The sequence below is a fragment of the Sutterella sp. genome (genome assembly GCF_052272535.1).
Classification (GTDB): Bacteria; Pseudomonadota; Gammaproteobacteria; order Burkholderiales; family Burkholderiaceae_F; genus Sutterella.
Genome location: NZ_DAVZJY010000055.1, coordinates 1 through 11,340 on the forward strand (window position 1 = coordinate 1; position 11,340 = coordinate 11,340).

Below are 11,340 nucleotides of genomic sequence, written 5' to 3' on the forward strand. Positions count from 1 at the left end.
GGCGGCCGTGGCGCCGACGATCAGAAGCGACGCCCACGGGTCGGTGCCGCCCGTACCGAAGAACCCCTGCCGGAAGCCGTCCACGAGATAGAAGAAGGGGTTGAGGCGGCTCACCGTCTGCCAGAGGGGAGGGAGCGACTCGACCGAGTAGAAGACGCCCGAGAGGAAGGTGAGCGGCATCACGACGAAGTTCATCACCGCCCCCATCTGATCGTACTTCTCCGCCCAGAGCGCCGTGATGAGGCCGAGCGCGGCCATGATCATGCAGCCGAAGAAGGCGAAGGAGACGAGCAGCCAGGGCTCGCGCACCGGAGGCGCGGCCCAGTAGGCGCAGAGGAGGTAGAGTCCCGCGCCCGCGAGCATCGAGCGCACGAACGACGCCCCGATGTAGGCGGCGGCCACCGCGGGCCCCGGAATCGAGGGGAGCAGGATGAAGACGAGGTTTCCCGAGATCTTCGACTGGATGAGCGAGGAGGCGGTGTTTGAGAACGCGTTCTGCAGCACCGTCATCATGATGAGGCCCGGGATGATGAAGGCCGTGTAGGAGACGCCATCATAGACGGGGAGGTGCTTGGAGAGCGCCTCCCCGAAAACGACGAGGTAGAGGCCGCCCGTGAGCACGGGGGCGAGCACGGTGTGCAGCCACACCTTCATGAAGCGGACGACCTCCTTCTCAAAGAGCGTCCAAAACGGAGTCCACATCTCAATTCGCTCCCATGAGTGCAAGGAACACGTCCTCGAGGTCGGGCTGCCCGACCGTGAGGTTTTCGATCTTCACGCCCGCCGCGCGCATGCATTCGAGCTTCGCGAGGACGTCGTCGGCGTCGGTGAGCCGAAGCGCCACGTCGGCGCCGTGGCGGCGCACGACGTCGGGCTCCAGGGCCGCGGGCAGATCGCCCGAAACGATGCGGCAGCGCAGCACCCGGCCCTCAAAGCGCGAGAGGAGCGTTTCGGTGCGCTCGAGCGCGGCGACCTCGCCCAGCTTCATGATCGCGATGCGGCTGCAGAGCTGCTGCGCCTCGGCGAGGTAGTGGGTCGTGAGGATGATCGTGCGCCCTTCGCGGTGCAGACGCCCGATGAAGTCCCAGAGGTGTTCGCGCAGCTCCACGTCCACGCCCGCGGTGGGCTCGTCCAACACGATCACGGGCGGCTTGTGGACGAGCGCCTGGGCGACCAGCACGCGCCGCTTCATGCCGCCCGAAAGCGCCCGCATCGAGGCGTCGGCCTTGTCGGCGAGCCCGAGGTTCTCGAGGATCTCGTCGATCCAGGCGTCGTTCCTGCGCAGCCCCCAGTACCCCGACTGGAAGCGCAGCGTCTCGCGCACCGTGAGAAAGGGGTCGAAGGTGATCTCCTGCGGGACGATGCCGAGGGAGAGCGACGCGCGGCGGCGGTCCGCCGCGCAGTCCACGCCCCGCACGACGATGCGGCCCGCCGTCGGGGTGGTGAGCCCCGCGAGGCAGGAGATCAGGGTGGTCTTGCCGGCGCCGTTGGGGCCGAGGAGACCGAAGAACTCGCCTTCTTCAACGGCGAACGACACTCCCTTGAGGGCCTGAGTGCCCGAGGCGTAGCGTTTTTCTACGCCTTTGAAGCTCACGGCGGGCGTGGTGGTCTGAGTCATGATGGTGGTGGAGGTTGTTGGAAGAGAATGAAGGGCGCCGCCTCAATGTGGGAGAGCTCCCTCCCGGTCGGCGCAGGAACGTCCGCTTGCTCCGGGCGAAGCCCGACGGATGGCGCCCGCTAGAAATTCATGCCAAAAACGCTCCGGAAGAGCTCCGCGCCCTTTTCGAGGTCGAGCCGGTCCGGGTGCGTGTCGCTCGCGCGGCGCTTCTCCTCGCCTTCGAGCCCCGGGCGCCCGGCCATCATCGTGGTGATGCGGCCGAACGCCTCCGGGTCGAAGCGCCCACGGCAGAGAAAGGTCTGCGCGAGCGTGTTGCCGCGCCCGGCCTCGACGAGGCGCTTCGCGGTCTTCGCCATCCAGTCGCGCGCTTCGGGGCTCTGCGCGTCGCCGCCCATCGTCGCGAAGCACCCGATGGTCTTGCCTTCAAAGCGCGGCGCCACGGCGCGCATCTCTTCGGGCGCGTCGTCAAGATCGCGCCAGAAGCCGAGCAAGACCGGGTTGTAGGGCGCGAGGTCCGCGGGCAGGTCCTTCGGACGCACGAGCACGGCGCCGGGAAGCGCGTCGCAGATCGCGTGCCCGAGGATCATCGTGTTGCCCGTGCGCGAGCTGATGACGATGAGCGGTTTGGCGGCGGTTTGGGTCTCGGCCATTTCAATGGACCTTGAGGTGGATGTCTGTTCTTCTTCATTGAAGCGGGCGGCGCCCGTGCGCAGCCGCCCGCTTTTGCATCAGGAGCCCTCGCCCTCGGCGGGCTCAACGGCCGGGTGCCCCGGGGGCATGGCGGCCGGATGTGCGCCGGGGTGGCCGGCGGGCATGCCGGCGGGCGCGTCGGCAGCGGCGCCGCCCTCGTGCTGCCGCCAGAAGCTCTGGTGGAGCGCGATGTGGCCTTCAAAGCGGGCGAGGCGGCCGAGAACGGCTTCGGAGATCACGTGCTCGAGCTCGCAGGCGATCTTGTCGGCCATCTTCTCGTCAAGGTCGAGCACCGAGCTGAAAAAGTGCTTGATGATCTTGTTCTTGCGCACGAGCTCCGCGGCGATCGCGCGCCCCTTTTCGGTGAGGCGGATCGGGCTGTAGCGCTCGTAGGTGATGTAGCCCCGCTCCTTGAGGTCGCGGAAGGTGAGGGCCACGGTCGAGCGCGTGACGCCGAGCGTTTCGGAGAGCTTGCAGGCGCGTGCGTACCCCTGCGCCTCCTCCTCAAGGTAGATGTACTTCAGGTAGTTCTGACGCGTGGGCGAAAGGCCCGCGGCATGCTTGTCCGCGAGGGAGGGCGCAGGCGCGCACGCGGACGCTCCGCAGCAGTGCGGCGCATCCGGATGGTCGGCCGGCGCGTCGGGACGAACGGGCGGTTCTTCTTGGTGTGGCGTGGTCATCGGATTTGCGTGAGGTCGTCGGGACAAAGTGGAGGCGGCCCGATCCGCCTGCGTCCTGAGTCGTGCGGGGCTTCCTAAAGCGCGAAGAGATTGAGACGCTCAAGAGAGATTGAAGCCACCACCAATGTTTGACAGCTCGAACATTATACCGATATACTCCGCGCCGAGTGAGAATCATTTTCATTATCTCTATTGAAATGATTTTCATTGCTCTTCAAAGACGAGCGCCCGAAGCCGCCCGCCCAACCGACGGGAGCGGTCTCCCCGGGCACCGACACCCCACACCCTTGGCCGCCACAACCATGATGCACTCCTCCTCCGGCGAGGCGAAGAAGCCCGCTGCCGCCACCTTTGAGGCGGGCGCCCGTGAAATGAGCGAACGGGCGAAGTCCCACACTCCGGAAGCCTTCTACGCCAACCCCGCCGACCCGCTGCACGCGGCCTTCACGGCGAAGGCCGTGATTCATTCGGGCCCGGGCGGCATGCCGAAGACCGGAGAAGATGCACGCAGGACCCTTGAGGCGCTCGCCGACCGTCCGCGCACGGGCAAGTCGCTCGCCTACATCCACGTCCCCTTCTGCGAGACGCGCTGCCTCTACTGCATGTTCTACCAAAACCCCTTCAAGGAAGAGGCGGTGCATGCGTACGCCGAGAAGCTCGTGCGCGAGATCCAGATGTGGTCCGACCGCGCGGCTCAGAACTCCGCCCCGATCCACGCCGTCTATTTCGGCGGCGGCACGCCGACGGCCTTCTCGCCCGACGACCTGCGCCTCGTGCTCGGTGCCCTGAAGAAGTACCTGCCGCTCGCCAACGACTGCGAAATCACGCTCGAAGGGCGCATCCACAACTTCTCGAACGAGAAGATGGAGGCGGCGCTCGAAGGGGGCGTGAACCGCTTCTCCCTGGGCGTGCAGACCTTCAACACCCAGGTGCGCCAGTCGATGATGCGCGTCGACGGGCGCGATGCGATCATCTCGCGCCTCGAGCAGCTCTGCTCCTACGACGACTCCGCCGTGGTGCTCGACCTGATCTACGGGTTCCCGGGCCAGACGATGGAGATCTGGGAGGACGACCTCAGGACCGCAACGTCGCTGCCTTTGGACGGCATCGACTGCTATCAGCTCAACGTCTTCGAGAAGTCCCCGCTCGCGCGCCGCATTGAGTCGGGCAAGCTTCCTCCCGCGGCCGACCAGGCCCAGAAGGCCGACTTCTTCGCGAAGTCGGTCGAATACCTCACCGAACAGAACTGGCGCCGGCTCTCGAACAACCACTGGGGCAGCTCCACGCGCGAGCGCAACATCTACAACGCGCTCGGCAAGAGCGCCTGCGACTGCCTCGCCTTCGGCTGCGGCGCGGGCGGGCGCCTCTTCGGCAACGCCTTCATGATGGAGAGGAAGCTCGAGGACTACTACAAGATCCTCGAGGCGGGCGAGAAGCCCGCGGCCTTTCTCATGGCCCCGAAGCCCAACTGGCACCTCCTGCGCACCCTCTCGGCCGACATGGAGTCGGGCGCGATCAACCTGAAGAAAATCGGCGCCGCCTTCGGCGGCCTCGACCTCGAGGCGATGGCCGCCCCCGTGATCAAGCAGTGGGGTGAGGCCGGTCTTCTCTCGAAGCGCGGCGACTGGTACTGCCAGACGGTTGCGGGCCAGTACTGGCACGTCACCCTCGCGCAGCTCCTCATGAACTGGCTCGAGCCCATGCTCCCGGGCGCCATGCCCGCGGGCGGCGTGAAGAAGGTCATGGGAGCGCCTGCGATGGAGGGGCGCCCCGGCGCGATGCCGGGCGGCCACCCGCACGCCTCGGGAGCGAACGCCCCCGTCTCGATCGCCGGCATCGCCCGCATGCTCGCGATGGTGCCCGCCTCCATGCGCGACATGGCCCGCATGATGCCGCGCGCCATGCTCATGAACAAGCTGCGCGGCATGCCCGCGGAGCGCCTCGCGCACATGGACCCAAAGATCGACCGCGAAGCCGTGTTGAAGCTCATCGAATCGATCCCGGACGACGATTTCAACGCGATCCTCAAGAACCCTGAAAAATACGCCGCCAAAGAAGCGGCGGACGACAAGAAGGCCGTGCCCCCGCACCTCGGGTGAGCCACGCCGATCCATGAGACCCCAGACCGCAAGGTCCTGGAACCTTTCTCAACACCTCCTCCTTCTGGAAAACATAAAAAATGCACAGTCAGAAGCGCATTCTTGCCGCTGCCGTTGCGGCCGCCCTCTTTGCCATCGGCGCCTGCGCCGCTCAGGCCGATGAATACACCACGCTCGCACCCGTCAAGGTGACCGCGAGCCGCGTGGAGCAGGAGCTCAAGGACGTCAACATGTCCGTCTCCGTGATTACGGAAGAAGAGATCCGGGAATCCAATGCCCGCACCGTCGGCGAACTGCTTGAAAACGTCCCCGGCGTGCGCATCAACAACGATGGCGGGCAGGGCATCAAGCGCGTGAAGATCCGCGGCGAATCCGCCTTTCACACGCTCGTGATGATCGACGGCCAAAAAATCGGCGAACAGAAGTCGATGTCGGGCTCGCCCCTGCTGATCTCTCCGTCCGAAATCGAGCGCATTGAAGTGATCAAGGGACCGGCCTCCGTCCTCTATGGTTCTGAAGCCATCGGCGGCGCGATCAACATCATCACGAAGAAGGGCGGCACGAAGCCGATCGGCGGCGAACTCTCCGCCGGGATGAACACCTCCGCCTCCGGCAAGAGCGCGTCCGGGTCGGTCTATGGCTCGACGAACGGCTGGAACTACCGCCTCTCCGCGAGCGTTGAGGACGACGGTGAACTGAAGACGCCGGCCGGCGACATGTTCAACACGTACTTCACCTCCCGCGCCGCCTCCGGCTTCGTCTCCTACGACATCACTGCGGACGCTCAGGTGGGCGGCCGCCTCGAATACTACGACCTTGAATTCGGCTCCTCCGACGTTTCCGGTGGCTACCCCTACTTCACCGTCGACGTGCCGAAGTGGGAGCGTTACAAGGCCGGCGTCTTCGCTGAAGTGAAGAACATCTCAGACAATCTGGTTCGTGTCCGCACCGACGCCTTCTATCAGCGGGGCAACAAATCGATGGTGAACACCATCGGCACTTCTAACGGCAGGGTTCCGAACAGCACCAGTTACGTCTCTCCTCTTGCCGACAACAAGCTCAATCAGTACGGCTTTTCCGTTCAGACGGACTGGCGGCTTGGACAGAACCACTACCTCATCGCGGGGTATGAGTTCAATTACGACGACCTCGATGCCACCAGCCAGATGTGGATGCTTCGCTCTCCCGGCGTGCCCCTTATGAAGGTCACTGACAAAAATTACGACGGCTACCAAATGACGAACGCCGTGTTCGCCAGCATGGAGACGACGCTGCCCTTCGACTTGACGGCCAATTACGGCGTCCGCTACACCTGGGTCAAGTCTGAAATGGACCAGGTCACCTGGGGTATGAGGTCAGGCACCGCCTCGAAGTCCTTCCCCTCGCTTTCCGACGGCAAGGCGGTCTTCAACTTCGGCCTCCTCTGGAACGGCATTGATGATCTGACGCTGCGCGCCGCCTATTCGCAGGGCTATCAGTTCCCGCTACTGCAGAACCTCTACATCGACACCGCCATGGGTACGGGTTCTTCGACCACTCTTGCCAACCCCGATCTGAAGCCGGAAACGTCCGACAATTTCGAACTCGGTGCTCGTTGGTCCAAGCACGGCGTTGAGCTTGACGCCACCACCTTCTACTCCGATGCCGACGACTACATCGCAGTGGTGGCGCCGACCGGAGGGACGACCACGCAGTATCAGAACATTGCCAAGGCCAAGACCTGGGGGCTTGAAATGTCCGCTTCCTGGGAAATCGGTGCGACGGGCTTCGAACCGTACGCCAACCTCACCTGGATGCGCCGCCAGTTCAACCACAACGGCATGAAGACCTTCAAGTCCGGCACGCCCGACTTCTATGGCCGCTACGGCGTGCGTTGGACGGGCGAGTACAACGGTCTTGGGCTCCGCACCGACGTCTACGGCTTTACGCAGACCGCGATGAAGACGTTGGAGAACAACGACCCTGACAAAGAGCTTCGCTATGGCGGTGCGACCACCTTCAACATGACGGCGGGCGTCTCCTTCGGTCCGGAGAAGCAGTACTCGCTCGACGCGGGCTTCTACAACATCTTCGACAAGAAGTACCAGAACGAAGGCTCCATCTATGAGCCGGGCCGCTACTTCAGCATCAAGATGAACGCCCGCTTCTAACCCCTTGGTCCTGTGAGCATCCCTCGTCCGTCCGGGTCCGCCCGGTCGGACGAGGCGAAGCTCCTTCCCTTTTCAACACCATTGAGCACGATTCATGGATCGTCCCATCAACCGCTACTGGGAGGCGCGCGAACTCTGCCTGGTCGGCGTCTTCGCCGCGGCTGCGAAGCTCTCGAGCCTCCTGATCGCCCTTGCGGGCGGCGGCATGAACCCCGCAAGCCTGATCGCCAAGAACCTGGTCTTCACGACCTTGATGATCGTGCTCCTCACCAAGGTGCCCAAGCTCGGCACCCTCACGCTCTTCACGATCGTCTCGATGATCGTGAGCGTCTGTCTTCTGGGCGGGAGCCTCACGCTGCTCCCGGCCGCCCTTGCCGGCGCCCTGGCGGGCGAACTTTTCGTCTGGATCTCGGGCGGAGCGAAGAAGCCCTGGGCCCCCTGGGTCGCCGTCGGCGTCTACGACCTCATGAGCAAGGGGCTCTCCCTCGGGGTGTCGTACCTCTTCCTGCGCGAAAGCCCGCAGCTCATGACGGTCATCATTCCGATCGTCCTCTGCGGCTATCTCGGATCGCTCTTCGGCCTCTGGTTCGGCTGGAAAACTGTTGGAGAATTGAAGCATGCGGGCTTTGTTCGCTAAGAAGCCGGGGGCGGAAGCGTCCCCCCTGCAGCACCTCGACGCCCGCACGAAGCTCATGGTCACCCTCGCCGCGGCCGTACTCACGGTCGCCTGCGGGGGCGCCCTTTCGCAGCTCGTTCTCTGTGCGGCCACCCTCGTCTACGCGCTCTTTCTGAAGCGCCCGGGGCTCCTCGCGGTCCTCTACGGCGCCATGGCCGTGATGATGGCGGTCGCCGCGCTCTTCGGGCTCCTGCTCGAGCAGTGGTTCCCCGCGATGGGGGGACTCACCTTGAAGGCGCTCTTCATTCCGTTCCTGCGCGGCCTCTCGATGATGAACGTCGTGATGGTGCTCGCCCTCACGACCCGCGTCGAGGATCTCCTCGCCACGCTCGAGCGCATCCGCCTTCCCTTCTGCATCTTCCTCCCGACGGCGGTGATGCTGCGCTTCATCCCGACCTTCACGAACGACATCAAGCAGGTCTGGGAGACGCTCAAGATCCGCGGCTGGCCCGTGGGCCCGGTGATGATGACGATGCGGCCGCTGCTCTGCGCCCGCCTCGTCCTCGCGCCCGTGCTCTTCCGCGCGTTGAAGTCCTCCGAGACGCTCGGCGTCGCGTCCGAACTCAAGGGCCTCGGCACCACCAAGCGCACGATGCGCATGGACGGGCGGACGATGACCCGTGCGGACGTGGTCGTGCTCGGCGTCCTCACGCTCACCGCCGTCCTCACCCTCCTCGCCGAAGTGTTCCTCAAGCACATTTGGGCCGCCCCCGTCGCCATGCCCTAGGAGCGCCTTCCCCATGAAGATGATCGAATTCAAGAACGTCTCCTACGTCTACGCCAACACGACTCAGAAGGCGGTCGAGAACATCTCCCTCACGGTGAACGCGGGGGAGCTGAAGGTCGTCACCGGCGCCTCGGGGTGCGGCAAGACCACGCTCATGCGCCTCACGAACGGCATCTGCCCGCAGATCTACGGCGGCACGGTCTTCGGCACGGTCACGGTCGCGGGACTCAACGTCTCGACGACGCCCGTGGCGGAGCTCGCTGAGGTCGTCGGCACGCTCTTTCAGGACCCCGAGGAGCAGTTCTTCGCGCTCGCCGTGGGCGACGAGATCGCCTTCGCGCTCAGGAGCCGCGGCGTGCCGCCCGAAGAGATCGACCAGCGCGTCGAGCGCGCGGCGAAGAAGCTCGGCATCGAGCCGCTGCTCAACCAGGACATCCACGCGCTCTCCGAAGGCCAGAAGCAGAAGGTGGGGTTGGCGAGCATCCTCGCCCTCGGCCCCAAGGTTCTGATCTTCGACGAGCCGTCGGCGAATCTCGACCCGGAAGCGACGGAGTCGCTCGCCCTCACGATGGGGGAATTGAAGCGCGAAGGCGCGGCGATCCTCGTCGTGGACCACCGCCTCTACTGGCTCAAGGACGTCGCCGACGAGGTGATCGTCATGTCGAAGGGCCGCATCGAGGAGCGCGGCGCCTGGTCGATCCTCGAGGACGAAGGGATGCGCGAGCGTTGGGGGCTGCGCCGTGCGGACGTTGAGGATCCGCGCGAGACGCTGCCCTCGATCCCCGTGGTCTTCGGCGCGGCGCCCGACGAAACGGACGCGGTCTTCTCCGCGTCGCGCATGAGCTTCGCCTACACGCCCGAGAAGCCGATCTTCACGGACGTTTCGTTTCCCGTCCCGGCGGGCGTCACGGCGCTCATCGGCGCAAACGGCACGGGCAAAACCACGCTCGCGCGCATCCTCACGGGCCTCAACAAGGCCGAAGGCGTCTTCGCCGTCTGCGGGAAGCCCGTCGGCAAGGGCGGCCTCATGCCGCACTCGGGGCTCGTGCTCCAGAACGCCGACCACCAGCTGCAGATGCGCACCGTGCGCGAGGAGATCCGCTCCGCGATGGAGGCGGGCATCGCCGCGGAGCGCGCCAAGGAGGGCTTCTGGGCGAAGCTCAGGCGCGTGAAGCTCACCGATTCCGAGGCCGGGCGCTGCGAGGAGATCATGCGGCGCCTCAACCTCTCGCACCTCGCTTTTCGCCACCCGCAGAGCCTCTCGGGCGGCGAAAAGCAGCGCGTCGTCATCGCCTGCGCACTCGTGAAGAACCCGGCGATCCTCATCCTCGACGAACCGACGAGCGGTCTCGACGGCGCGAACATGGCCTGCATCGCCACACTTCTCGGCGAAGAGGCCGCCCGCGGACGCGCGGTCTTCCTCATCACCCACGACCTCGAGCTCCTCTCGATCTGCGACCGCGCGCTCGTGATGCAGCGGCTCCAGCCCGAGGGCTGAAGCCCTCAACCCATTCCTTCCACCCCATTGAAGCAACCATCCACCATAGGACACCCAAGCCATGACGATCGAACGCATCGAACCCACCGCCGAACAGGCCGCCGCCATCACCGAACTCATGAACGCCAAGTTCCCGGTGACGCTCGGCGTCGTCGCGCAGAAGCTCGGCCTCACGGAGCTTGAAGCCGCCAAGCGCCTCCCCGCCGACCGCGTCTCCTTCGTCACGGGCGACGCCGCGGAACGCTTCCCCGAACTCTGGGCCGCGCTCGCCGACTGGGCGAAGGCGACGCTCTTTCTCATTCACGGCGGCCACGTCTTTGAGATCGCCGCGAAGCTCTCGACCGGCAAGACCGCGCAGGGCTACTACAACATCCTCGCGAAGGACGCCGTCGTGGGCGGCCACATCCGCGTCGAGAACATCAAGGCCGCGGCCTTCCTCACGATGCCCTTCATGGGACGCGAGTCGCTCTCCGTGGCCTTCTTCGACGCCGAAGGCGCCGTGAGCTTCTCCGTCTACGCGGGCCGCGAAAACCACCAGATCATCGAGTCCGTGAAGACCGCCTTCTTCGCCGACCGCGAGAAGTTCTGCGCCTGAAGGGGGAGGAGCACCATGAAACCCCTGATTCTCGTAAGCTCCAAGACCGGCAACACCCGCATCATCGCCCACGGCATTGCGGACGAAGTCGCGGGCGCCGTCTACATGAACGCGGCCGATCTTCCCGGAGACCTCTCGGGCTTCGGCCCCGTCGGGCTCTTCTTCTGGTGCGACCGCGGCATGGCCCCGGAAGACATGAAGGCGGCCGCGAAGCGCCTTTGCGGGAAGGAAGTCGCCTGCTTCGCCACGATGGGCGGCTGTCCGCAGGAGGAGCGCGCCCTCGCGTGGATGCAGAAGACCTCGGAAGAGCTCGTCGCTGCGGGCGAAGGGAACGTCCTGAAGGGCACCTTCCTCTGCCAGGGGCGCATCGACCCCGAGCTGATCGAGCGCATGAACAAGATGTTCGGGAACGGCAAGCCCGATCCCGCGCGCGACGCGCGCCGCAAGGCCGCCGAGACGCACCCCGACCGTCTCGACGTGCTCGCGGCCGTTGAGGCCTGGAGAAAGTGCTTCGGGTGAAACGCCCCAGCGCGTCGCCTGCTCAAGACGGCGCACCTTGACGCACTCCCCGCCCTGAAGGACGGGGATTCTCCACTTGACCAACGCT

General features: G+C 65.3%; 11 protein-coding genes. 7 read left to right on the top strand and 4 right to left on the bottom strand.

Features of this window, described 5'->3' with window-relative positions; all coding sequences use genetic code 11:
- The 4 genes from ACT6Y9_RS04450 to ACT6Y9_RS04465 all read right to left on the bottom strand — a co-directional run.
- On the bottom strand, nt 1-702 hold a 702-nt coding region (locus ACT6Y9_RS04450), incomplete at its 3' end, for an ABC transporter permease (RefSeq protein ID WP_443743637.1).
- 1 nt (nt 703) lies between these two features.
- Nucleotides 704-1,618 (bottom strand): ABC transporter ATP-binding protein, encoded by a 915-nt coding sequence (locus ACT6Y9_RS04455; RefSeq protein WP_443743638.1) that lies wholly within the window; start codon nt 1,616-1,618, stop codon nt 704-706.
- Nucleotides 1,619-1,737: 119 nt separating this feature from the next.
- Entirely contained in the window at nt 1,738-2,268 is a 531-nt protein-coding gene (locus ACT6Y9_RS04460; RefSeq protein ID WP_443743639.1) for a flavodoxin family protein, read from the bottom strand.
- Between the two features lie 78 nt (nt 2,269-2,346).
- Nucleotides 2,347-2,988, bottom strand: a complete 642-nt coding sequence (locus ACT6Y9_RS04465; protein ID WP_443743640.1) for a metal-dependent transcriptional regulator — start codon at nt 2,986-2,988, stop codon at nt 2,347-2,349.
- Nucleotides 2,989-3,290: 302 nt separating this feature from the next.
- On the opposite strand from ACT6Y9_RS04465, the gene hutW reads away from it, so the two are divergent.
- From hutW to ACT6Y9_RS04500, 7 genes are all read left to right on the top strand, one after another.
- Nucleotides 3,291-5,087 (top strand): heme anaerobic degradation radical SAM methyltransferase ChuW/HutW, encoded by a 1,797-nt coding sequence (gene hutW, locus ACT6Y9_RS04470; RefSeq protein WP_443743641.1) that lies wholly within the window; start codon nt 3,291-3,293, stop codon nt 5,085-5,087.
- A gap of 80 nt (nt 5,088-5,167) precedes the next feature.
- Nucleotides 5,168-7,237, top strand: coding sequence for a TonB-dependent receptor plug domain-containing protein (locus ACT6Y9_RS04475; protein ID WP_443743642.1), 2,070 nt, complete (start codon nt 5,168-5,170; stop codon nt 7,235-7,237).
- A gap of 94 nt (nt 7,238-7,331) precedes the next feature.
- A complete protein-coding gene (locus tag ACT6Y9_RS04480) occupies nt 7,332-7,874 on the top strand; it encodes an MptD family putative ECF transporter S component (protein ID WP_295480571.1) in 543 nt (180 codons plus the stop codon).
- The gene (locus ACT6Y9_RS04485; RefSeq protein WP_443743643.1) at nt 7,855-8,640 is read left to right on the top strand and encodes an energy-coupling factor transporter transmembrane component T family protein; all 786 of its coding nucleotides are present in this window, start codon (nt 7,855-7,857) and stop codon (nt 8,638-8,640) included. The genes ACT6Y9_RS04480 and ACT6Y9_RS04485 overlap by 20 nt, the downstream gene beginning before the upstream one ends.
- A 13-nt stretch (nt 8,641-8,653) precedes the next feature.
- The gene (locus tag ACT6Y9_RS04490; RefSeq protein WP_443743644.1) at nt 8,654-10,138 is read left to right on the top strand and encodes an ABC transporter ATP-binding protein; all 1,485 of its coding nucleotides are present in this window, start codon (nt 8,654-8,656) and stop codon (nt 10,136-10,138) included.
- A gap of 61 nt (nt 10,139-10,199) precedes the next feature.
- Entirely contained in the window at nt 10,200-10,733 is a 534-nt protein-coding gene (gene hutX / locus ACT6Y9_RS04495) for a heme utilization cystosolic carrier protein HutX (protein WP_295480565.1), read from the top strand.
- Nucleotides 10,734-10,748: 15 nt separating this feature from the next.
- Nucleotides 10,749-11,252 (top strand): flavodoxin family protein, encoded by a 504-nt coding sequence (locus tag ACT6Y9_RS04500; protein WP_443743645.1) that lies wholly within the window; start codon nt 10,749-10,751, stop codon nt 11,250-11,252.
- Nucleotides 11,253-11,340: the final 88 nt, after the last annotated feature.

What these genes read in the sequence shown, in the direction of transcription:
- ACT6Y9_RS04455 (WP_443743638.1), bottom strand. Translation starts at nt 1,618, where the DNA reads ATGACTCAGACCACCACGCCCGCCGTGAGCTTCAAAGGCGTAGAAAAA.
- ACT6Y9_RS04460 (WP_443743639.1), bottom strand. Translation starts at nt 2,268, where the DNA reads ATGGCCGAGACCCAAACCGCCGCCAAACCGCTCATCGTCATCAGCTCG.
- ACT6Y9_RS04465 (WP_443743640.1), bottom strand. Translation starts at nt 2,988, where the DNA reads ATGACCACGCCACACCAAGAAGAACCGCCCGTTCGTCCCGACGCGCCG.
- hutW (WP_443743641.1), top strand. Translation starts at nt 3,291, where the DNA reads ATGATGCACTCCTCCTCCGGCGAGGCGAAGAAGCCCGCTGCCGCCACC.
- ACT6Y9_RS04475 (WP_443743642.1), top strand. Translation starts at nt 5,168, where the DNA reads ATGCACAGTCAGAAGCGCATTCTTGCCGCTGCCGTTGCGGCCGCCCTC.
- ACT6Y9_RS04480 (WP_295480571.1), top strand. Translation starts at nt 7,332, where the DNA reads ATGGATCGTCCCATCAACCGCTACTGGGAGGCGCGCGAACTCTGCCTG.
- ACT6Y9_RS04485 (WP_443743643.1), top strand. Translation starts at nt 7,855, where the DNA reads ATGCGGGCTTTGTTCGCTAAGAAGCCGGGGGCGGAAGCGTCCCCCCTG.
- ACT6Y9_RS04490 (WP_443743644.1), top strand. Translation starts at nt 8,654, where the DNA reads ATGAAGATGATCGAATTCAAGAACGTCTCCTACGTCTACGCCAACACG.
- hutX (WP_295480565.1), top strand. Translation starts at nt 10,200, where the DNA reads ATGACGATCGAACGCATCGAACCCACCGCCGAACAGGCCGCCGCCATC.
- ACT6Y9_RS04500 (WP_443743645.1), top strand. Translation starts at nt 10,749, where the DNA reads ATGAAACCCCTGATTCTCGTAAGCTCCAAGACCGGCAACACCCGCATC.